Annotated in this window: 16 protein-coding genes; 12 read left to right on the forward strand and 4 right to left on the reverse strand. The window is 36.0% G+C overall.

What is annotated here, in order from left to right:
- Positions 1–9: 9 nt before the first annotated feature.
- Both AB9K26_RS10665 and glmM read right to left on the reverse strand, forming a co-directional pair.
- The gene (locus tag AB9K26_RS10665; RefSeq protein ID WP_369972539.1) at positions 10–1,107 is read right to left on the reverse strand and encodes a T9SS type A sorting domain-containing protein; all 1,098 of its coding nucleotides are present in this window, start codon (positions 1,105–1,107) and stop codon (positions 10–12) included.
- A 4-nt stretch (positions 1,108–1,111) separates the two neighbouring features.
- On the reverse strand, positions 1,112–2,500 hold the full coding sequence (gene glmM / locus AB9K26_RS10670; protein WP_369972540.1) for a phosphoglucosamine mutase: 1,389 nt from the start codon (positions 2,498–2,500) through the stop codon (positions 1,112–1,114).
- Between the two features lie 74 nt (positions 2,501–2,574).
- On the opposite strand from glmM, the gene AB9K26_RS10675 reads away from it, so the two are divergent.
- The 4 genes from AB9K26_RS10675 to AB9K26_RS10690 are packed head-to-tail and all read left to right on the forward strand — an operon-like array spanning position 2,575 to position 6,520.
- A complete protein-coding gene (locus AB9K26_RS10675) occupies positions 2,575–3,177 on the forward strand; it encodes an ACP phosphodiesterase (RefSeq protein ID WP_369972541.1) in 603 nt (200 codons plus the stop codon).
- Entirely contained in the window at positions 3,174–4,877 is a 1,704-nt protein-coding gene (ggt, locus tag AB9K26_RS10680; RefSeq protein WP_369972542.1) for a gamma-glutamyltransferase, read from the forward strand. The genes AB9K26_RS10675 and ggt overlap by 4 nt, the downstream gene beginning before the upstream one ends.
- A 10-nt stretch (positions 4,878–4,887) precedes the next feature.
- A complete protein-coding gene (locus tag AB9K26_RS10685; protein WP_369972543.1) occupies positions 4,888–5,805 on the forward strand; it encodes a RimK family alpha-L-glutamate ligase in 918 nt (305 codons plus the stop codon).
- The gene (locus AB9K26_RS10690) at positions 5,795–6,520 is read left to right on the forward strand and encodes a hypothetical protein (RefSeq protein WP_369972544.1); all 726 of its coding nucleotides are present in this window, start codon (positions 5,795–5,797) and stop codon (positions 6,518–6,520) included. The genes AB9K26_RS10685 and AB9K26_RS10690 overlap by 11 nt, the downstream gene beginning before the upstream one ends.
- 1 nt (position 6,521) lies before the next feature.
- Here the strand turns inward: AB9K26_RS10690 and AB9K26_RS10695 are convergent, their stop codons facing one another.
- Entirely contained in the window at positions 6,522–7,757 is a 1,236-nt protein-coding gene (locus tag AB9K26_RS10695) for a glycosyltransferase (protein ID WP_369972545.1), read from the reverse strand.
- A 21-nt stretch (positions 7,758–7,778) separates the two neighbouring features.
- Positions 7,779–8,249, reverse strand: a complete 471-nt coding sequence (locus tag AB9K26_RS10700) for a heme-binding domain-containing protein (RefSeq protein ID WP_369972546.1) — start codon at positions 8,247–8,249, stop codon at positions 7,779–7,781.
- Positions 8,250–8,288: 39 nt separating this feature from the next.
- Here AB9K26_RS10700 and AB9K26_RS10705 point away from each other — a divergent pair, with 39 nt between their 5' ends.
- The 8 genes from AB9K26_RS10705 (at position 8,289) to AB9K26_RS10740 (ending at position 22,660) form a co-directional block, all read left to right on the forward strand.
- Positions 8,289–8,852 (forward strand): adenylosuccinate lyase, encoded by a 564-nt coding sequence (locus AB9K26_RS10705; RefSeq protein WP_369972547.1) that lies wholly within the window; start codon positions 8,289–8,291, stop codon positions 8,850–8,852.
- A gap of 26 nt (positions 8,853–8,878) precedes the next feature.
- Positions 8,879–9,895 carry a COX15/CtaA family protein gene (locus AB9K26_RS10710; RefSeq protein WP_369972548.1) on the forward strand — a complete coding sequence of 339 codons (1,017 nt, stop codon included), beginning with the start codon at positions 8,879–8,881 and terminating at the stop codon, positions 9,893–9,895.
- Between the two features lie 14 nt (positions 9,896–9,909).
- Entirely contained in the window at positions 9,910–10,425 is a 516-nt protein-coding gene (locus AB9K26_RS10715) for a hypothetical protein (RefSeq protein ID WP_369972549.1), read from the forward strand.
- Between the two features lie 100 nt (positions 10,426–10,525).
- Complete coding sequence (locus tag AB9K26_RS10720) at positions 10,526–11,419, forward strand: ABC transporter ATP-binding protein (RefSeq protein ID WP_369972550.1); 894 nt, start codon at positions 10,526–10,528, stop codon at positions 11,417–11,419.
- Positions 11,420–11,466: 47 nt separating this feature from the next.
- Positions 11,467–12,294, forward strand: a complete 828-nt coding sequence (locus AB9K26_RS10725) for an ABC transporter permease subunit (protein ID WP_369972551.1) — start codon at positions 11,467–11,469, stop codon at positions 12,292–12,294.
- Between the two features lie 127 nt (positions 12,295–12,421).
- Positions 12,422–15,862 (forward strand): T9SS type B sorting domain-containing protein, encoded by a 3,441-nt coding sequence (locus AB9K26_RS10730; RefSeq protein ID WP_369972552.1) that lies wholly within the window; start codon positions 12,422–12,424, stop codon positions 15,860–15,862.
- 29 nt (positions 15,863–15,891) lie between these two features.
- Positions 15,892–17,679 (forward strand): gliding motility-associated C-terminal domain-containing protein, encoded by a 1,788-nt coding sequence (locus tag AB9K26_RS10735; protein ID WP_369972553.1) that lies wholly within the window; start codon positions 15,892–15,894, stop codon positions 17,677–17,679.
- 139 nt (positions 17,680–17,818) lie between these two features.
- Positions 17,819–22,660: a choice-of-anchor L domain-containing protein gene (locus tag AB9K26_RS10740; RefSeq protein ID WP_369972554.1), complete on the forward strand. Its 4,842-nt coding sequence runs from the start codon at positions 17,819–17,821 to the stop codon at positions 22,658–22,660.
- Positions 22,661–22,746 lie beyond the last annotated feature (86 nt).

Consider the following 22,746-nt stretch of genomic DNA (forward strand, 5'->3'; position numbering starts at 1 on the left):
CCTATTTTTTTAATGCTTTACTACTTTCTTTGTTAATATAGCGTTATTTGTGGAAATCTTCAAATAATAAACCCCTGAATCAAGGTTAGATATATCTATAATGTTTGAATTTGAGTCCATTATTTCCTTACCATTGATATCGTAAAGTATCGCATGAAATTGACTTTCATTAATACCTGAAATTATTATTTGATCAAACGTCGGATTAGGAAAAATCTTAATCTGATTAAATACAACCTCTTGTACACTTAAATTATCACAGTCTTCATAAAAACTAACATCAAAATCCACTTGAGTCCAATTGGCTTCGCTGTACATTGGGTCATCAACTTCTATGCAATTTAACTGAGCATTACCATAAGCTTGAAAATTTGTGACATTAGTATTATTTCCATTTTTAACATTTAAATATGTTAAGTCATTAAAATGGCAAGCGATGTAGGCTAATTCTGTGTTATTTGACAAATCAAGTGTGCTTATGCTATTTTGATAGCACAAAAAGGTTTCTAAGTTTGGATTATTGGTTACATCCAAAGTGATTAAATCATTTTGAGAACACCAAAAAATTTCAAGATTTACATTGTTACTAATATCTACACTGGGAATATCATTATTAAAACACCAAAAATTTCTTAGTGATGGGTTATTGGATACATCGATTCCTGTTAAGTTATTATCTGAAATACTAAGGATTTCGAGGTTTGGTAACTGACTTACATCAATAGTAGTTAATGCATTATCGTACGTCCAAATTTGTTCTAAAGTGGAATTAGACCCTAAGATAAGCTCTGTTAAGTTATTTTGATCACATTTTATGATTCTTAGATTGCTATTATTGCTGAAATCTAATACACTCAAATTATTCAAGTGGCATCTAATATGATTTAAATCTGTAAAATCTTCAATTCCAGTTAAATCTGAAATGTTCATTTCGCCTATATCCAAAAACGTAATTGAGCTTATGGCATTAGTGGGTACGTAATCATCTAGTGGTCCTGAATCAAAACCTAAATCAATTATAGCCTGTTCAAAATTATCATCTGGAATGTATGTATTTTGAGAAAAACCAAATCCAACAGACAACAAAAAAAATACAACTAGCTTCATCTTACTAAATATTTGCAATAGCCTTGATTTCAGAAATAATTCTATCAGCAAGTACATCTGCTTCATTTTGTGATTTGGCTTCTGTATAGACTCTAATAATTGGCTCAGTATTACTTTTTCTCAAATGAACCCAAGAGTCAGAAAAATCGATTTTTACACCATCAATAGTAGTGATGTTTTCATTGGCATACTTATTTTCCATAGCAGTCAACAATCCATCAACATCCAATTCTGGTGTCAGTTGAATTTTCTTCTTGCTCATAAAATAATTAGGATAGGAAGCTCTCAATTCGCTCACATCCATTTTCTTTTCAGCTAATAGGCTTAAAAACAAGGCAACACCAACTAGTGCATCTCGACCATAATGTAGTTCAGGATAAATAATACCTCCATTTCCTTCACCACCAATAATGGCATTGTTTTTCTTCATCAACGCTACAACATTCACTTCTCCTACAGCACTAGCTTCATAGTTTCCTCCATGCTTTTCAGTAATATCACGCAAAGCACGTGTAGAACTCATATTGCTTACAGTATTTCCAGGCGTCTGACTCAACACATAATCGGCACAAGCGACCAAAGTATATTCCTCTCCAAACATATTTCCTTTTTCATCCATAAATGCCAATCGATCTACATCAGGATCAACTACGATTCCAAAATCAGCATGTTCCTTAACTACAGCTTCCGATAAATCGGTAAGGTGTTCTTTAAGTGGCTCAGGATTATGTGGGAAATGACCGTTCGGCTCACAGTACAATTTTACAGCATGAACTCCTAAACGTTCCAATAATAAAGGAATGGCAATACCTCCTGTAGAATTTACACCATCTACAACCACTTTAAATTTAGCATCTTCAATGGCTTTTTTGTTTACCAGTGGCAAATCCAACACCTCGTCAATATGTAAATCGATGTAAGCTTGGTTTATGGTTATTTTCCCCAAACTGTCCACATCGGCAAAATCCATATGATCAGATTCAGCTATTTTCAAGATTTTTGCACCTTCTTCAGCATTTAAGAATTCACCTTTAGCGTCCAATAATTTTAAAGCATTCCATTGTTTTGGGTTATGACTTGCTGTTAAAATAATACCTCCATCGGCATGTTCCATAGGTACCGCTACTTCAACCGTTGGTGTTGTTGATAAACCTAAATCGACTACATGAATTCCTAATCCAACCAAAGTATTCATTACTAAATTCTGAATCATTTCTCCAGAAATACGCGCATCACGACCAACCACAACTCTGTAATTATCCTTTACGCGTTGTTGTTTGATCCAAGTACCATAAGCCGAAGCAAATTTCACGGCATCAATAGGCGTTAAATTGTCTCCTACCGAACCTCCAATAGTTCCTCGTATTCCAGAAATTGATTTTATAAGTGTCATAGATTGTTGATATTTTCAGCAAATATACTATTTCAAAACCGTAAATCTTAACTCACATTTCGTAAATTACACCAATGAATTTTTTAGCCCATATTTACCTCTCTGGAGATAACGAATTGGTTACCATTGGTAATTTTGTGGCAGATGCTATAAGAGGCAAATCCTATAAAAAACTCAGTCCGGAATTTCAAGTTGGAATTCTACTCCATCGTCATATTGACACCTTCACTGATGCACATCCTATAGTAAGGCAAAGCACAAAGCGTTTACATAAAAATTACGGTCATTACAGCGGTGTGATTGTCGATATCTTATATGATCATTTTTTGGCAAAAAATTGGAATCAATATTCGAACGAGCCTTTGGATCGCTATGTAGAGAATTTTTATCATAGTCTAAAAAACCATTTCGATCTACTACCCTTACGATTTCAGCGTTTATTGCCTTTTATGATTGCTGATAATTGGCTCTTTAGCTACGCTGAGATTGATGGTATTCAACGGGTTCTCAATGGTATGAATAAACGCACCAAATACAAATCTGGAATGGATTCTGCGACCAACGAGCTAAAAGAATTTTATAATGAATTTGAAAATGAATTCACGACATTTTTTGAAGTCCTTCAAGAAGCCTCCCATGAAAAATTGAATCAGCTAATGAAAACTTACGAACTATGAGATGGATTGTATTTTTTGTTCTTATATCTATTGGTCTTATTTCATGCAAAGACAGTCCTAAGACAGAGGCACAAACAGTTTCCAAACGCGGACTCGTAACGGAACATGCGATGGTAGTTACAGCCCGAAAGGAAGCCTCTCAAATTGGAAGTGATATTCTAAAAAAGGGAGGAAATGCTTTTGACGCCATGTTTGCTACAGAAATGGCATTGGCTGTCGTTTATCCTTACGCTGGAAATTTAGGTGGTGGCGGATTTATGGTGTATCGTTTAGCCGATGGCGAAACTGGAGCTTTGGATTATCGTGAAAAAGCACCTTTGGCTTCCACTAAAACCATGTATTTAGATGCAGATGGTAATGTCATTCCAGATAAAAGTACTGTTGGAGTGCATTCAGTTGGCGTTCCTGGAACCATTGCTGGAATATTTGCCGCTCACGAAAAATTTGGAACCTTAGCTGTTAAAGATTTACTCCAACCTGTAATCGATTTAGCTGAAAAAGGATTTGCCGTTACTGAAAAGCAACATGACAAACTTCAAGACTATGACAGCATTATTAGAGCCGTAAATGGAAAGGAAATCCTTTTCAATAAACATGTACAACCTCAAGACTCCATTAAGAACACAGCACTTGCCAATACATTAAGACGTATCGCTAAAAATGGTCGTGATGAGTTTTATAAAGGTGAAACCGGAAAAAAATTGATTGCGTTTCTAAATGAAAAAGAAAGTATCATGACCATGGAAGATTTGGAACGTTATAAGGCCAAATGGCGTGATCCAGTTGAATTTGAGTATAAAGATTATAATATCATCTCGATGTCGCCACCTTCAAGTGGCGGATTGTGTCTAGCACAGATTATGAAGATGATGGAACCTTTCGATTTGAAATCGTATGGGCACAACTCCTTAAAAAGTATTCAAGTGATGGTTGAGGCTGAACGTCGCGCCTATGCTGACCGAAGCTACTTTTTGGGTGATCCTGATTTTGTTAAGATTCCAACACAAGCCTTAATGAGTGATATCTATCTGAGTAACCGAATGCGAAATTTTTCCTTCTCGCATCCAACACCTTCCGAAGCCATTTCCCATGGAGAAATTCTTGGGCATGAAAGTGAAGAGACCACGCACTACTCCATTGTAGATTCCTTCGGAAATGCCGTTTCAGTAACCACTACCTTAAACAGTGGCTATGGTTCCAAGCTATATGTTGAAGAATTAGGCTTTTTCCTCAATAATGAAATGGATGACTTTAGCAGCAAACCTGGTGAACCTAATATTTATGGACTTATTGGTGGTGAGGCTAATAGTATCGCTCCAGAAAAACGGATGCTCAGCGCCATGACGCCAACCATAATTGAAAAGGATGGTGAACTCTTTATGGTATTAGGAACGCCTGGTGGATCGACCATTATTACATCGGTTTTACAAGTGATTTTAAATGTGGTAGAATTTGACATGACCATACAGGAAGCTGTCGATGCACCTCGTTTGCATCACCAATGGCTTCCAGACAATATCAGAATGGAAGTGGATTTATTTCCTGAAGAATTAAAGCAACAACTAGAAGCCAAAGGTTATGACATTAATGAAGAAGCAGCACCAATAACAGCTCGCGTTGAAGCCATTTTGGTACTTGAAGACGGAAAACTTGAAGGTGGTGCCGATTATCGTGGTGATGATACTGCTATCGGATTTTAAACTGAAAAAAATGAAATTATACGATTGTATCATATTAACTGATCATAGATATCTCAACGATTCTAAAACAGATGCCTACAAGCATAATGTCTATTACGAAGATCGGTTGTTATATCATGCCTTGGAAGCTGTCGGACTCAAAACCTTGCGCTTGGCTTGGGATGACCTGTTCTTTGATTGGTCTACTACTAAATCGATTATTTTTCGAACTACTTGGGACTATTTTGATCGTTTTGATGAATTTTCGAAATGGCTAGAACAGGTTTCCAAACAAACCACATTGATTAATTCTGAATCGCTTATTCGTTGGAATATCGACAAACACTACTTATTAGATCTTCAAGAAAATGGGATTCATGTTGCTGAAAGCCATTTTATTGAAAAGGGTGCAAAAGTGAGTCTTCATCAATTACACGATATCTTAAATTGGCAACACACCGTTTTAAAACCTTGTGTGTCTGGAGCTGGCAGACATACCTATAAATTAAACCTTAAAAATCTTGATGACCATGAGTCCATTTTTCAAGATTTGATTGCTGAAGAAGCCATGATGCTACAACCCTTTCAGAATAATATCGTTACTAAAGGCGAAGTTTCTATGATGGTTTTTAATGGAACTTATACACATGCCGTTTTGAAAAAAGCAAAATCAGGTGATTTTAGGGTTCAGGATGATTTTGGTGGAACGGTTCATGACTATAATCCTTCAGAAGAAGAAATCCGTTTTGCTGAAGCTGCTGTAAAAGCCTGTAATGAGTTGCCTCTGTATGCTAGAGTGGATATTTTTGAAGATAATGATGGACATATTGCACTTTCGGAACTAGAACTTATTGAACCTGAACTATGGTTCAGAAACCATCCAGAAGCCGCTAATGTTTTAGCTAGTGCTGTAAAAATACATTTAAACAAATTGAGTTATGACCGTTAAACCTAAAAAGATTCTGAAATTCATTGGAGGTGCTATTGTTTTCCTCACCTTGCCTTCCCTTCTATTTTTTGCCTTTATGTATTTTAAATACAATGAAGACTTACCAACAGGAACACAAGGTGAAACTGCTGATGCTCTGGCAACTCGAATGCTAAATGTATTGAATCATGATGCTTATAAAGCTACAGATTACATTGAGTTCACATTCAAAAACAGACACCATTACAAATGGAACAAATCAGAAAACACCTGTGAGGTGTTTTGGAAAAACAATAAAGTAAATTTGGACTTATCCAATAACCAAAACTCTAAAGTTTTTGTCAACGAAACCGAATACACTGATTCTGAGAAAAGTGATTACATCAAAAAAGCTGTCGATTATTTCAATAATGATACCTTTTGGTTGGTGGCACCATACAAAGTCTTTGATCCTGGCGTGGAACGGCGTTTGGTAAAAACCGAAAATGGCAATCATGCGCTTTTGGTTACCTATACCTCTGGTGGCTCTACACCTGGCGATTCGTATTTATGGCATTTAGACGATAATGGAAAACCAAAAAGCTTTCAAATGTGGGTTGATATTTTACCTATAGACGGATTGGAAGCCTCGTGGAGCGATTGGACCACAACATCTACTGGTGCTGAATTGCCAACTTTTCATAAGTTTTTGTTTTTGGGATTGGAAATTGAAGACATCAAAACAGAACATCTGTAAACTAGCTTTTATTCTTCTCCTCGATCCATTTGCTCATGTATTTTGTGCTCTGCAAGCTATGATGCTGTAGAAGTTGTCCCATAAAATTACCTTGACGATGCAAATCTAGAATAGACCTTAAGTCTTGAATCAATTGCATAAAATCATCTTGGAAATTGGTTCTTTGAAATCGTGAGTTAATCACCTTAAATCCGTTATCCTGAAAAGCTTTCCATATCGATGCATTGGTGTATAAATCTACAGCAGATGTCACAAATTCTTTAATATCGTCTACAATGAATCCGTTGGTATCTAGAGGACCAAACATTCCTTCCGCTGCAATCGAGCTCATAACACAAGGAGTCCCGTTTTGCATGGCATCAACTAACTTTCCTTTTAATCCAGCTCCAAACTGCAATGGTGCCAAACACACTCTAGCCTTTTGCATCACTTTTGCAACATCTTCAGCATAACCTTTAATAAAAAAACCTTCTTTATCCTGGTGTAGCTGATTTACTTTTTGGGAAGTATAAGCACCATACACATGTAACTCTGCCTTTGGTAGTTGTTGTCTGATTTTAGGCCAAACATATTGTTTTAAATATAAAACCGATTGGTAATTGGGTGGATGCAAAAAGTTTCCAATAGTGATAAAATGATGACGTTCATCAAATTTTGGTAAGGTTGAAATAGTATCTTCAGAAATAGCATCCAATAAAAATGGCAAATAGTATAATAACGAGTGGTCGATCTTAAACACCTGAGTTAAGATGTCCATCTCTGCTTCAGAAATAATCAGACTCAAATCACTTCTTAAAATACTGGCAATTTCTCTTTTGGCGACGTCATTGAATAAATGTTTGGTTTCAAACAAATCATTACATTTAAACGCTTCCTCTCTTCCTTTCCGCAAACAATGTAAATCTTCGGTGTCGAGGATTCGTAAAGCATTCGGACAATGCTCTGCAACACGCCAACCAAATTGTTCTTCAGTCATAAAACGATCAAAAATGACCACGTCAGGTTGCAAGTCCTTTACAAAATCATCAAAACTGGAATGATTAAGCGCAATGGTTTCTGTAGCAATTTTTAAAGCCTTTAAATTGGTAGCATTTTCTGTTTTAGCACATGCTGAAGCGAATGTGATATCATAATCCTCTTGTTGGAACAAGGCTATCAACTGCATCATTCTACTACCAGCCGCTGAACTATTAGGTTCAGGCCAAACAAAACCAATAATGAGCAATTTTTTATCCAAAGAAAAACCTCTATAAAAATTCTACTCTGAAAGTTGAGACGCATAGCCAGCTCTAACCGACTGTGCCCAATCAACAACAGCCTTAATCTGTTCGTCTGTTAAATTGGCTTCAGAATGTGTCCATGTATAAGATTTCAATGGCATTTCCTTAGCTTCCACCATTTCTATCAGTTCATCCAGTTTATGGTCTTTCTTTTTGATTGAATATTCATTCCATTTAGATACATCAAAATGCCCTTTACCATGCTTCACATGGTCTGCCAACCAATAATTCACAGGTGTTATATTGTTATACCAAGGATAGCGTGTAACACTACTGTGGCAATCAAAACAAGTTTCCTTTAAAATGCCCTTCACTTCAGGAGAAGGCTTGGTTTCTTCAAGAAATGGTTCAATGGATGCGATGTCACCTTGGTTCTTTTCAGGACCAAAAAACTGAGCCACAATAAATAGGACAAGTAAGACTAAAAGTATCTTTTTTAAGAGTTTCATTTTCGTTATTTTTGTATGTCTTAAAAGTAATCAAAAGGATTGACAACAGCACAACTTTACGACGAATTAAATTACGTTAACCATTCACGTGAAAAACGTTTGTATTACGCTAATCTTGTCATTTCCCAACCAGAGCTTGTACCAAAACTATTAGAGATTCTATTTAGGGTTGACGATAAGATTTCCTGTCGTGCTGCTTGGGTTTTTGAGTTTATGTGTGGTGAACAACTTGAAGCTATCATTCCACATCTAGATCTGTTCACAAAAAACATACATAAAGTCCATTTAGATTCAGCAGTCAGACCAGTTGCTAAAGTCTGTGAATACCTTGCTAATGCTTACTATTCTAAATCAGACAACGCCATCAAAACAACTTTAACTAAAGTTCATATTGAACGTATTGTAGAAACCTGTTTTGACTGGATGATCAATGATGAAAAAATAGCTCCAAAAGCGTATTCGATGAATACCTTGTTTTTATTCGGAAAGGATTTAGACTGGATTCATCCTGAATTGGTCATGATTATTGAAAAAGACTATCAAATGCAAAGCTCTGGCTTTAAAGCAAGGGCAAGACATATATTAAAAAAAATTAAGGCTTAAGTTAAGTTGCTACAGAAAAGAAAACAATGAAAAAAGACAACAAAAACGTAATTTATTGGCTGTTATTGGGATGTGTCTTGATCTTTATAATGGTGATTGTTGGTGGTATCACTAGATTAACCCATTCTGGCTTATCTATTTCAAACTATAAATTGATTTCTGGAACCATTCCACCCATGAATGAGACCGAATGGCAAGAGGCTTTTGATTTATATAAACAATATCCCGAATACCAAAAACTGAACACCCATTTCACACTAGAGGATTTTAAGGATATTTATTTCTGGGAATGGATCCATCGTGTCATAGGTCGATTTATAGGTGTGGTGTTTATCATTCCTTTCCTTTTTTTCTTAGTGAGGAAACAGCTCAGCAAACCCACTATCAAAAAATCCATTATTCTATTATTGCTTGGAGGATTTCAAGGTTTTTTAGGCTGGTACATGGTAAAAAGTGGTTTAGTTGACAATCCTGATGTGAGCCATTACCGATTGGCGATGCATTTAACGACAGCCTTTGTCACTTTTGCCTACACCTTTTGGGTGGCTTTAGATTTGATGTTTCCTATGAAAAAAGACATTGACAAAAATGTTAGAAATGTTATTAGAATCGGACTTGGAGTGTTGTTGCTACAAATTATTTATGGTGCGTTTGTAGCTGGATTAGATGCTGGTTTTATTCACAATCATTGGCCATTAATGAGCAAGGGAAAATTTATGCATGAAACGGTTTACATTGAACAAAATCCTTTGTATAAAAACTTCATTGAAGGTAAAAGCGGCGTTCAATTTGTTCATCGCATGTTAGCCTATTTTGTAGTCGCCATTATTTTTTACATTTGGTATAAAGCTAAACGAACCATACTAACCAACTACCAACTACACGGCGTTAACGCATTGATGATCATGGTAGTGATTCAATTTATTTTAGGTGTTTTAACTATTGTTTATGGCGTTCCTGTTTGGTTGGGTGTGGTGCATCAAGTGGGTGCTTTTATACTTCTTTCGGCAATGACTTTTACATTGCATCGTTTTAGTAAATAATATACATTTGCATTATGATATATAGATTTAGAATCTTACTTGATAATGATACTAACGAAGATGTTTTTCGCGATATCGAAATACGTGAAACAGATTCCTTAGAAGATTTACACAACGTCATTACGCAATCTTTTGGATTCGACGGATTGGAAATGGCATCCTTTTATGTAAGCAATGACGAATGGGAACAAGGCGAGGAAATCTCAATGCTTGACGTTAGTGAAGGTCAAGATTCGGTTAGGTTGATGAATGAAACGTCCTTAAACGATGTGGTGCATGAAGCACAAACCAAACTTATCTATATCTACGATTTTCTTAACATGTGGACTTTTTTAGTGGAATTAGCTGAAATTGTTGAGGAAGCTGAAGGTGCCGATTATCCCAACCTGATGTTTGTACATGGTCAAGTTCCAGATGCAGCTCCAGAAAAGAATTTTGAAGCTGAAGACTTTAACGACTTCGATGAATTTGATGATGACATTGATGTTGATGATTATGACAATCTAGATTTTGATGAGAATTGGAATTGATTCTTTGAATTTATTTTCCTTGTAACAAAATCTCCTCACGTTCGTCTTACTTTAAAATCAACCATTGTAGATGTTTTCGTCTACATAAAATCATTCGAACTTGGAATCAATTCTAACCATTAACAATCTTACAAAAAAGTTTGGCTATCTCACTGCGGTTAAAGATTTGTCATTTTCAATTAATAAGGGTAATGTCTATGGCATTTTAGGCCCAAATGGAAGTGGAAAATCAACAACCTTAGGCATTGTTCTAAATGTCGTCAATAAAACTTCCGGAGACTTTCATTGGTTTGATGGTAACACATCAACGCATGATGCCCTAAAAAAAGTTGGCGCCATTATCGAACGTCCCAATTTTTATCCTTACATGTCTGCAGAACAAAATCTAAAGTTGGTCTGTAGAATTAAAGGAGTCGATTTCAGCAAGGTCGATGAAAAGCTTGAGGTTGTCGGACTGCTAGATAGAAAAGCGCATAAATTCAAAACCTATTCCTTAGGAATGAAACAGCGTTTAGCAATAGCTTCTGCATTGTTAAATGATCCTGAAATCTTAATTCTGGATGAGCCAACAAACGGACTCGATCCTCAAGGAATTCATCAAATTAGAGCCATCATAAAAAAAATAGCTAGTGAAGGCACGACCATTTTGTTGGCTTCTCACCTATTGGATGAAGTTGAAAAAGTTTGCTCTCATGTGGTGGTACTGCGTAAAGGCGAGAAATTGTATTCTGGTCGTGTAGACGAAATGATCTCAAGCCATGGTTTCTTTGAATTGAAAGCTGAAAAGCACGATGAGCTCTATGCAATTTTAGAAAATAATCCATTGTTCAAAAACATCAAGGTTGAAGAACAATTGATTACCGCTTTTTTGAACGAGCCCATGGATGCGACTACCTTTAACAAAATGATGTTCGATAAAGGCATTATACTTTCACACCTAGTGAAACGCAAGGAAAGCCTAGAAGATCAATTCTTGCAATTAACAGACAACTAATCATCAATCACTTTCAACTGATTTTTTCAGTATAAAACCAACCCATCATGTTAAGACTCTTACAATTGGAACTTCAAAAACTATTGCTCAACAGGGCAAGTAAAGTTCTCATTTTCATATCGTTTATCCTGCCTTTCTTTGTCATTATTCTATCTTCCATACGAATCAATTTCTTTGGTTTTTTCGTGTTAGAATTAGGGCATTATGGTATTTTCAACTTTCCAATCGTCTGGCATATTACGACCTTTTTTGCATCACAATTCAAGTTCTTCTTTGCTATCGTTGTGGTAAGTATGATTGGCAATGAATACAGTAATAAAACCATTAAGCAGAACCTAATTGACGGACTTAGTAAAAAGGAATTTATACTGTCAAAGTTTTATACAATTGTTTTCTTTTCTGCGGTAGCTACCATTATCATTTTCCTGATTTGTTTATGTATCGGACTCTATTATTCCAGTATCGATCAGTTTAACTTGATTTTTAGGGAAACCGAGTTTTTATTGGCTTACTTCCTGAAACTTGTAGGATTCTTTAGCTTGTGTTTGTTTTTAGGTATGTTGGTAAAACGATCGGCTTTTGCCTTAGGTTCTTTATTCATCCTGTACATTTTGGAATGGATTGTTTTTTGGGGAGCTTATAAAGTATTCGATAATGCTGAATCTGCTTTTAAAGTCAAACAATTCCTACCTTTGGAATCTATGTACAAGCTTATCGATCAACCAATTCAAAGAATTGTGATGTCGAAAATGCCTGATAAATCTGAAATTGCGTACGACTTCGCTGTGCATTGGTATGAGCTTGTCATCGTTATGGGCTGGACCGCTCTTTTTATCTTTTTATCGTACAGATTATTAAAAAAGCGAGATTTGTAATATCTTTATTGACGTTAGTTTGCGCTAAAACTTTAACATTAAATACTTCAAAACATAAGGTTTTGTTAGTAGTTTTCAATAGTTAATTGTTATACTAATGTAAGCTGACTAAATTGCTATTACAGAAATGAAAAAGAAATCGCTTCTATTTTTATCACTCTTCCTATGGACTTTACTCAGCTATGCCCAAGAAGAAGCGTCGTTTTGGTATTTTGGACAAAATGCTGGTTTACAATTTGATGTTACTAGCGGAACTGTTACTGCTGTAACTGATGGTCAAATCAATACTTTGGAAGGCTGTACGTCAATTTCAGATACTGAAGGAAACCTAGTGTTTTATACTGATGGACGAACTGTTTGGAACCAAAACCATCAAATCATGCCCAATGGCGATTATTTCAATGGTACTGGTTTATTAGGAGATCCATCTAGTACCTCTTCCGGACTTATTGTTCCAAAACCTCAAGACCTTACACAATACTATATTTTTACGGTTGACGAACCGCATCACGATAATGCCAGTGTATTCCCTAATCAGTTTACTGGCAACTACGATAGTGGTGGCTCGGTTCCTGGCCAGGACGATGGTTTCAACAATGGTTTAACCTATTCACTGGTTGACATCACCTTAAATGGTGGACTTGGAGATGTAGATCCAATTGAAAAAAACGTTCCTTTAGTAACCTATGATCCAAATAACCAAAACCAACTAGCCTTTAAATGTTCAGAAAAGATTACGGCAGTTGGTGCTGATGATTGCTCTTCCTTTTGGGTAATTACGCATTTCGTGGATCGATTTTATGCTTTCAAAGTAGATGTCAATGGTGTAGACCAAACACCTGTGGTTTCTGTTGTCGGACCAGAAGTTCCTGTGGAAGGCTACCGAAGAAATTCTCTAGGCTACATTAAAGCTTCTCCAGATGGTAGTAAGATTGCTGTAGCACACTTTGGATTTGCTACACAAACCGCTGGAAATGCGCCTGGTGGAGTCTATTTATTTGATTTTGACAACGATACTGGAATCATATCCAACTCAATAGAATTATATGGTCCACAGTTAGGAGACAGTCCGTATGGTGTAGAATTCTCTGCAGAAAATAGAAAAGTATATGCCTCCATCAATCAAGGAGCCGTAGGCAATGGTGCCAGCAGCATTGTTCAATGGGACTTGGAAGCTGCAGATATACTATCTTCCCAGCAAATAGTACACACTTCAAACACCTTTAATGCTGGTGCTTTACAGTTAGGGATTGATAGACGTATTTATAGAGCTCAAGTGAATTTTTCCAACATCAATACCTCAGGTCGCTTCCTTGGTGTTATCAATAATCCTGAAGCCGATGGTATGGCTGCCAACTATAATGAAAATGGTGTGCTACTCGATATCAATAATAATTTCCAAAATTTAAGTCGGATAGGCTTACCTCCATTCATACAATCCTTATTCAATTCTCAAATCGATATCATTCAAAACGGCATTAGCACAACAGAACTCAAGCTTTGTACTGGAGATTCATATACCTTAATGGCTGAAGACGTTCCTGGTGCTGATTACTTTTGGACCAAAGATGGTGATCCACTTCCAGAAACAACATTCCAGTTATTTGTTGATACTCCTGGGTTTTACGAAGTGTTTATCGAGCAAAACAATGGTGAATGCCCAATTGAAGGGGAAGCCGTTGTTGGTATTTTTGATATTCCAACGGCATCACAGCCTGACAATATTGTGGTTTGCGATACTTCAGAAACCTCATCCTTCAATTTTTCAATTCAAGATGCTCAAGTTTTGGACACACAAAACCCAGACGATTATTCGGTAAGATATTTTACCTCTCTTGATGATGCAAGTTCTGGATTAAATGAGATTTTTGGTGATTTCAGTAATACTGAAAATCCGCAGACCATCGTTGCAAGAGTTCAAAATAACGACAATCCTAATTGTTTTGATACAACGACATTTGAAATTCAAGTTTTTGTAACCCCTTTTATAGATACTTTAAATGATATAACCGTTTGTGATACTGACTTTAATGGAGATAGCATGGATGGACTTACAACATTTGATCTTTCCGAATACAATGCTGGTATCCTAGGAAATCAAGATGAAAGCTTGTTCACTATTAGCTATCATTCTTCCCAAGAGGATGCTGATGCTAATGCAAATGCACTTCCTCTTATGTATACCAATATCAATCCTAATACTGAGGAAATATTTGTACGAATTGAAAACAATGACAATACCGACTGCTATACTACAGATTCATTTACATTAACAGTCAACAATGCTCCTGAAGCCAATGATGTTACCATTATACAATGTGATGAAGATGGTATTCCTGAAGGTTTTACCACTTTTGATTTAAATCAGGTACTAAACGATATCATTGGAGGTGCCAATAACAGAAATGTTAATTATTACGAATCTCTTGAAGATCTTGAAAATGATGAAGATGAAATCAATGCTGATGCTTTTGATAATTTTTTCAATCCACAAATCATCTATGCCTTAGTTACGAATACGGTTACTGGATGTCAAAATATTGCTGAAATTACTTTGGAAGCAAGTTTAACTTCTACAAATGACACCTTTTTGGAAGCCTGTGATGATGATGGCATTGAAGATGGTTTTTATAACTTTAATCTCTCTGAAGCAAGCGCTACCATACTCTCAGGATTATCGCCTGACCTAGACTTGACATTTTATGAAACTTATGAAGAGGCGTTAATTGAAGACAATCCGATTAGTACAAATTTCACCAATACGATTGCCTACAACCAAACCATTTATGCTAGAGTTGAGAATGCCAATGCCTGTTTTGGAATTAGCGCCATAGAATTGACTGTATTTGAGCTTCCAAATATTGTTACCGAGGAAGAACGTTTGTATTGTTTGAATGATTTTCCTGAAACCATTGTATTAGATGGCGGATTTATAGATGATATCCCAAACAATTACTACTTCAATTGGTCCACTGGAGAAGACACTTCAGAAATAGAAATCAATGAACCTGGTATTTACACTGTTCGTGTTACCAATACCGATGGTTGTTTCAAAGACCGAACCATAACCGTAGTTCCTTCTGATATCGCAACGATAACAGATATACGAATTACTGATGCTTCGTCTAACAACATCATCACTGTTTTTGTTTCAGGCGATGGCATTTATGAATACGCTTTAGATGATATCAATGGCCCTTATCAAGAAAGCAACGTCTTTACCAATGTTGACTATGGATTCCATACCGTTTACATTCGTGATATCAAGAACGATTGTGGTATTGTTGACGAAACTGTTTCGGTGATAGGATTTCCAAAATTCTTTACGCCTAATGGTGACAGGTATAATCCGTTTTGGCAAGTGAAAGGGATTTCAACTCAATTTCAACCCAATTCAAAAATTCTCATTTTTGACCGGTTTGGAAAACTTTTAGTTGAACTCGATCCTCTCGGACCAGGTTGGGATGGCACTTATAACGGTTTCAATATGCCTTCAAGTGATTATTGGTTTGCTGTGACACTCCAGGATGGAAGGGTTTTTAAAGGGCATTTTGCTCTAAAGCGTTAAAATGCTTAATTTGAAATAAAGTTATCGCAATGCGGTTTAAGCAATCAACTGTTTTTATTTTAATTCTGATACTATCCTATACATGCTTCGGTCAGGACATTGAATTGTTTCAGCAGTTCAATGGCAGATACGATTATACAGTTATTGGCAACACTTTAAACTTAGTTGAAAATGAAGGTGATTCAGCCTGTGATATTTTAACTTCTTCTTCTGCCACGTTAAATCTCAATCCCAATCAAACTATTGAAGCAGCCTATATTTATTGGGCAGGATCAGGTTTAGGTGATTTTGACATTGAACTTAATGGTATTCCCATCACTGCTGAACGCACATTTATAGAACTGCTTGGTTTTGGCTTTTCATACTTCGCTGCGTTTGCTGATGTTACCAATATCATTCAGGCTGAAGGCAACACAGATTACACGGTTTCTGAATTTGATATTTCAGACGTGATACAACCTTATTGTATCGAAGATATCAACTTTGGAGGTTGGGCTATAACGATTATTTATCAAGATGATAGTTTACCACTTAATCAAGTGAATGTTTATGACGGATTTCAAAGAGTGCCAAATAGCATCACCATTACACTAGACAATTTAAATGTACTCGATAATGAAGGTGCAAAAATTGGTTTTGTGGCTTGGGAAGGCGATTCAGGTCTGGCCGTCAACGAACAGTTAACCGTCAATGGAAACCTTATAGGTAATCCACCTTTAAATCCTTTTAACAATGCCTTCAATGGCACAAATAGTTTTACAGGAGCATCAGATTTGTATAATATGGATATCGATGTTTATGATATTGAGAATAACATTTCAATTGGTGATACTACTGCCACGATACAATTAACTTCCGGAAGTGATATTGTAGTGATCAACAACATCATTACAGTTCTCAATAGTCAACTGCCCGACGCTACTATTGCCTTAGATAATGCCATTGTTGATTGTACTAGTAGAGCTATCCATTTAGACTATACAGTGTTCAATTCAAATAGCACAGATCCATTACCTTCAAATACGCCTATCGCTTTTTATGCTGATAATGTTCTGGTAGGTCAAAGCGCAACTGTTAACACAATCGACATTGGTGATTCTGAAGCAGGCAGTATGACATTACTTATTCCTGAAACAATCAATAATAATTTTACACTTACACTTGTTGTTGATGATGACGGATCAGGTTTAGGTACTGTTAACGAAATTAATGAAGAGAACAATACCTATTTGACCACGATAACTTTATTGACTGTTCCACCATCAATTGCCCTACCTCCTACTTTACTTTGCGATGAAGGAAACAATTCTGCGACTTTTGACCTTTACGCTATTTTAGAAGACAACGACATTACAACAAGTCCATCGGAAATTACATTTTATAACAATTTATCCGACCTTGAAGCACTCACAAACAATATTTTCAATCCATACAACTATACCAATTCCAATTCTCCTGAAACCGTTTATGTCCGACTTGAAAATCAACCATGCTACGTTATTTATACTCTTGAACTTTCAGTAGAAAATTGTCCACCACATATTCCGCAAGGCTTTTCGCCTAATAACGACAACACCAACGATTGGTTTAACATTCAAGGTCTTTATGACATTTTTGAGGATCACGAATTGAAAATATTCAATCGCTATGGAACCTTAATTTTTGAAGGTGATAACGATTTGCCATGGTCTGGACGAACCAATAGAGGCATCAACAATCACGGAAAATTAGTTCCTGTTGGAACCTATTTCTACATCTTAAATTTAAACGATCCCAACTACAAACCATTTGTTGGTTGGGTATATGTAAATTATTGAAATTGTTAAAATTTTGTGTATTTCATCGTAAATATTTGCATTTCGTCTAATTCGGTTCTATATTTCGCCTGTTGAAATTAATCAACAACCCCAAAGTCCCATGTGTCATGGCGTGTACCATGAACTTAACCGCTTAATAATGAATGTTTTAAAACTTGCCCTCAGTGTTTTATTTTGCTTATGCTTTAGCATATTCTATGCCCAACAAATAAGTATAAACAACTCATTTACAGAACAAGAACTTATTGAAAATCATCTTATACAAGGATGTGTTGAAACTTCAAACATTAATTCACCAGTAAACGGAACTGTTAACGGCTTTAATAGTTTTGCTTATTTTGAACGTGATGGATCCAATTTCCCTTTTGAAAATGGAATCATGTTATCTACTGGAAATCCTTTATCTGGTGGTAACGTACAAAACAACCAAGTTTTAAATGAAGGACAAACAGATTGGTTAACCGATCCTGATCTTGAAGCAGCATTGGGCATTTCCAATACCTTGAATGCGACCTCGATTGAGTTTAACTTTATTTCGGTGTCCAATCAAATTGCGTTTAATTACATCTTGGCTTCTGAAGAATATTTTGGAAACTTCCCTTGTGAATATTCAGATGGTTTTGCGTTTTTAATCAAAGAGGCTGGCACCAGTGACCCATTTACAAATATTGCTGTCATTCCAGATACAACCATTCCTGTTAACACCAATACCATTCACGATGAAATCATTGGCTTTTGTGCGCCTTCAAACGAGGCTTACTTTCAAGGATATAATATTGGTAACACCAATTACAATGGTAGAACAACTGTATTAACAGCTACGGCTAACATTATTCCTAACACCGAATACCTTATTAAAATTGTTATTGCTGACCAAACGGATAAAAACTATGATTCTGCTGTTTTTATTGAAGGAAATAGTTTTAACGCGAATGTTGATTTAGGTGATGATATTCAAACCTGTGCAAGTGATGTCACTTTAGACGGAAATATTGAGAATCCTCAAGCAACCTATACTTGGTTATTTAACGATGTGGTAATTCCTGGTGAAAACCAAACAACTTTAGATGTCTCTCAATCTGGAAACTATACGGTTTCCATAGAAATTCCTCTAAACAATTCTACTTGTGTTATTGAAGACTCTATAAATGTGTCCTTGAGTTCAACACAATCTGCTGAAAGTATTTCAGATTACCATTTATGCGATGATGCTAGTGGAGACCAAATAGAAACCTTTGACCTATCAACAAAAGACTCTGAAGCTATTGCGTCAGTACCAGGTTCTAGTTATAGCGTTACATATCACTATTCTTCTGCTGATGCTTTAAACGGAACCAATCCTATAACAACACCTATTCAAAATATTATCAATCCGCAACCAGTTTTTGTTAGGATTGAAGATACCGTTAATGGTTGTTTAGCATATCAAAATTTCAATTTAGTGGTCAATCAGCAACCAAACATTTCTGATCCGACACCATTGATTGTTTGTGATGACAATACTCCAGACAATGTAACAACCATTGATTTGTCACAAAAGGATGACGAAATCACCAATGGTAATTTTGATCTTGTAGTAACTTATCACTTAACTCAAAATGATGCTGACAATGGCACAAATGCCATTCCTTTACCTTATGTAAATACCAATCCAACAGAAACCTTATTCGTCAATGTCACGAATTCAATTACGGGTTGTTCTTCAACAACAACGTTAGATATTGAAGTTTTGGAAAATCCTTCCATCGATACCGACAGTCATTATATCGATGCCTGTGATAGTGATCACGATGGATTTGCGTCTTTTGACCTAACTTCAATTATCGATGACGTACTAAATGGTTTGACTGGAGTTAATGTGACATTTCATGAGACACAGGAAGATGCAGATTTAGGGGTTAATGCCATAGCAAACGAAACCAACTATCAAAATACTATAAGTAATGAGCAAATTGTCTTTATCAGAGTAGAAAACCAATCTACTGGATGTGCTAGCATTACTCCTATTGAATTACATACCAACTTATTGCTAACAGCGACAAATATTAGAGATTTTGCACTCTGTGATGCCGATAATGATGGTACTGAGGCATTTGATCTTGTTAATATTGCAACAGCTATTATAGGAGATCTTGGAGATGCTTTGGAAATTGATATCACTATTGATTTTTACCTTACTGAAAACGACCGGAACAATCAAATTAATGCCTTGGATGTAACTCAACCTTTTGAGCCTACCACAATTCCACAAACATTGTATTTGGTTATAACCAGTCCGACATGTCAAGAAATAGAACAAATTGATCTCATTATCAATCCGGTTGTTGAGTTTGTTCCTATTGGATCGGTTTCAGTATGTGACACAGATCAAGATGGGTTTACACCAATTGATTTAAGTCAGTTTGATGAACAAGTAACAGATAACCAACCTGATTTTAATGTCTCATATTTTGCGACACAGGAAGATGCCGAATCCAATTCGAACGCATTACCATTAATTTATACCAATACCACAAACCCATTTACAGTTTATACCAGAATTCGATTCTCTGGAACGGGTTGCGCTGATGTCAATTCTTTTGAAATTGAAGTGCTTCCTGCTCCCGAAAGCTTTGAACCTACAGACGTAGTTATTTGTGATGCCGATCAGGATGGTGTTTCTATAATTGATTTAAACGCTAAAATTTCTGAGCTTGTTACAAATCCAATAAACAAAACCATTACTTTTCATAACTCTCAAGCGGATGCCGACAATGCGACAAATCCTATTGCTACAACATCAGCATATCCTGCTATAACGGAAACGATGTTTGCAAGAGTTGAAAACAATAGCACTGGATGTTATTCTACTCAAAGCTTTGAGATTATTGTAAACACCTTACCTATTATCAATCCTATAGACCTTTACAAGTTTTGTGAACCTGGAGATGATGGATTTGGGGAGTTTTTATTTTCAACACAGGATGCGGATATCCTTAATGGTCAAACAGGCAAGGAAGTCTTTTATTTTGAAACAGCTTCTGATGCTGAAAACAATACCAATCCAATCGATAAAGATGAGATTTACGTCAACTTAACAAATCCGCAAACAATTCATGTTAGAGTGGAAAACACAACCGATCCTAATTGTTACAGTACTTCGTCATTTTCAATAGAAGTTGGCACAAATCCTGTATTCAATGAACCTACAGATCTTTTTGTGTGTGATGATATTTCTAATGATGGCGTTGTAGAATTTGATTTCAATGTTCAAATTGCTGAAATCACTCAAGGTATTTCAGACATACAGGAAGTGAGTTTTCACACCACACTTGAAAATGCTGAAAACAATATCAATCCTTTACCTTTAAATTTCAGCAATACGGTTAATCCGCAACAAATTTATGTGAGAATCAACAACGGAACCATCTGTGAATCCTATACATCGTTTGTATTGAACATCATTGCAGCTCCAGAGGTAAACGATGCGCAAACCTTAGTGCAATGTGATACTGATTACGACGGAATTGTAACATTTGACTTAACACTTTCAGAGTTTGATATTCTCGATGTTCGACAAGACAATATTGAAATTTCTTATCATGAAACTTTGGAAGATTCTTATTTGCAAACCAATACTATTGCCAATCCTGAAAACTATTCAAACATTTCCAATCCGCAAACTGTTTATGTAAGGGTTACAAATACCATTTCAGATTGTTTCGTTTCAGTTCCGTTGCCATTAGAGGTCAACCTTCCTCCTGCTATCAATGACATTCCTGAATACGTAATTTGTGAAAATGAAAGCAATGCTACATCGCTTAACGAAATAAATGGTTCGCTATTACAACAAACCATCAATGTTGATGTCAATTATTATGCAACATTAGCAGATGCTGAAGGTCAAACGAATGCATTGAATGACAACTATAACTATCAGTCCAATAACGATACACTTTTCGCAAGAGTTGAGTTTACAACAACGCATTGTTTCTACATCCATGAATTCAATTTAGTGGTGAACCCTTCTCCAATTGCAAATCAACCATCAGATTTAGAAGATTGTGATAATGACTATGACGGATTGTTAAACTTCGGATTCAACCAGCAGAATGCAACGGTTCTTGGCGGACAAGATCCTCTACAGTTTTCAGTCACCTATCATGATAGTCTGACCTCTGCTGAAAACGGTTCAGAAGCCTTGGCAACAAATTATGAAGCTTTTGATGGAGAAACAATATATGTGCGTGTTGAAAATAATGCAACAGGATGCTATGCTTTGACACAATTCTCAACATTTGTAAATCCGAAACCAATTGTTGACATAGGAGATCAAGTCATTTGCTTGAATAATTTACCACTACTGGTTAGTGCAAATACAGAGCAAGCTGGCGACTCTTATTTATGGTCAACTAATGAAACAACTCCAGAAATTGAAATTACTGAAGTTGGGACCTATTCGGTTACGGTAACGTCTCCTTTTGGTTGTGAAACCACTCGTGTTTTCAATGTTTCTGAATCGGAACAAGCAACTATTGAACTTACGGAAACTATTGATTTTTCAGATCCTAACAATATTACAGTCACCATTAGTGGTATTGGCAATTACTTATACCAATTGGATGATGAAGAACCACAACTATCTAATGTATTTGAAAATGTAAGCCTTGGCTACCACACAATTACCATTATAGATTTAAATGGTTGTGCTGAAGTGACTAAAGATATCGTCGTTATTGATGCGCCTAAATTCATGACACCAAACAATGATGGATATTTTGATACATGGCATATCACAGGTGTTGAGACACTTCCTGGAACGATAGTTTACATTTATGATCGCTATGGCAAATTGTTAACGCAGCTTTCATCATCATCAATCGGTTGGGATGGAACATATAACGGTCATGCCATGCCAGCAAATGATTATTGGTTCTTAGCGAAAGTTAGAAAAGACAATATTGCTTTTGAAGTTAAAGGCCATTTCGCATTGAGAAGGTAGTAAAATTTGGCTTTTTGTCTTAAAAATTTGCTTTAACTCTAATATTTCTTCATAAACTGTAATTTTTTTCTATTTTAACAGATTCA

The organism is Psychroserpens sp. XS_ASV72 (genome assembly GCF_041224425.1).
Classification (GTDB): domain Bacteria; phylum Bacteroidota; class Bacteroidia; order Flavobacteriales; family Flavobacteriaceae; genus Psychroserpens.

What these genes read in the sequence shown, in the direction of transcription:
- AB9K26_RS10665 (WP_369972539.1), bottom strand. Translation starts at nt 1,107, where the DNA reads ATGAAGCTAGTTGTATTTTTTTTGTTGTCTGTTGGATTTGGTTTTTCT.
- AB9K26_RS10730 (WP_369972552.1), top strand. Translation starts at nt 12,422, where the DNA reads ATGAAAAAGAAATCGCTTCTATTTTTATCACTCTTCCTATGGACTTTA.
- AB9K26_RS10690 (WP_369972544.1), top strand. Translation starts at nt 5,795, where the DNA reads ATGACCGTTAAACCTAAAAAGATTCTGAAATTCATTGGAGGTGCTATT.
- AB9K26_RS10700 (WP_369972546.1), bottom strand. Translation starts at nt 8,249, where the DNA reads ATGAAACTCTTAAAAAAGATACTTTTAGTCTTACTTGTCCTATTTATT.
- AB9K26_RS10715 (WP_369972549.1), top strand. Translation starts at nt 9,910, where the DNA reads ATGATATATAGATTTAGAATCTTACTTGATAATGATACTAACGAAGAT.
- AB9K26_RS10740 (WP_369972554.1), top strand. Translation starts at nt 17,819, where the DNA reads ATGAATGTTTTAAAACTTGCCCTCAGTGTTTTATTTTGCTTATGCTTT.
- AB9K26_RS10685 (WP_369972543.1), top strand. Translation starts at nt 4,888, where the DNA reads ATGAAATTATACGATTGTATCATATTAACTGATCATAGATATCTCAAC.
- glmM (WP_369972540.1), bottom strand. Translation starts at nt 2,500, where the DNA reads ATGACACTTATAAAATCAATTTCTGGAATACGAGGAACTATTGGAGGT.
- AB9K26_RS10735 (WP_369972553.1), top strand. Translation starts at nt 15,892, where the DNA reads ATGCGGTTTAAGCAATCAACTGTTTTTATTTTAATTCTGATACTATCC.
- AB9K26_RS10710 (WP_369972548.1), top strand. Translation starts at nt 8,879, where the DNA reads ATGAAAAAAGACAACAAAAACGTAATTTATTGGCTGTTATTGGGATGT.
- AB9K26_RS10725 (WP_369972551.1), top strand. Translation starts at nt 11,467, where the DNA reads ATGTTAAGACTCTTACAATTGGAACTTCAAAAACTATTGCTCAACAGG.
- ggt (WP_369972542.1), top strand. Translation starts at nt 3,174, where the DNA reads ATGAGATGGATTGTATTTTTTGTTCTTATATCTATTGGTCTTATTTCA.
- AB9K26_RS10675 (WP_369972541.1), top strand. Translation starts at nt 2,575, where the DNA reads ATGAATTTTTTAGCCCATATTTACCTCTCTGGAGATAACGAATTGGTT.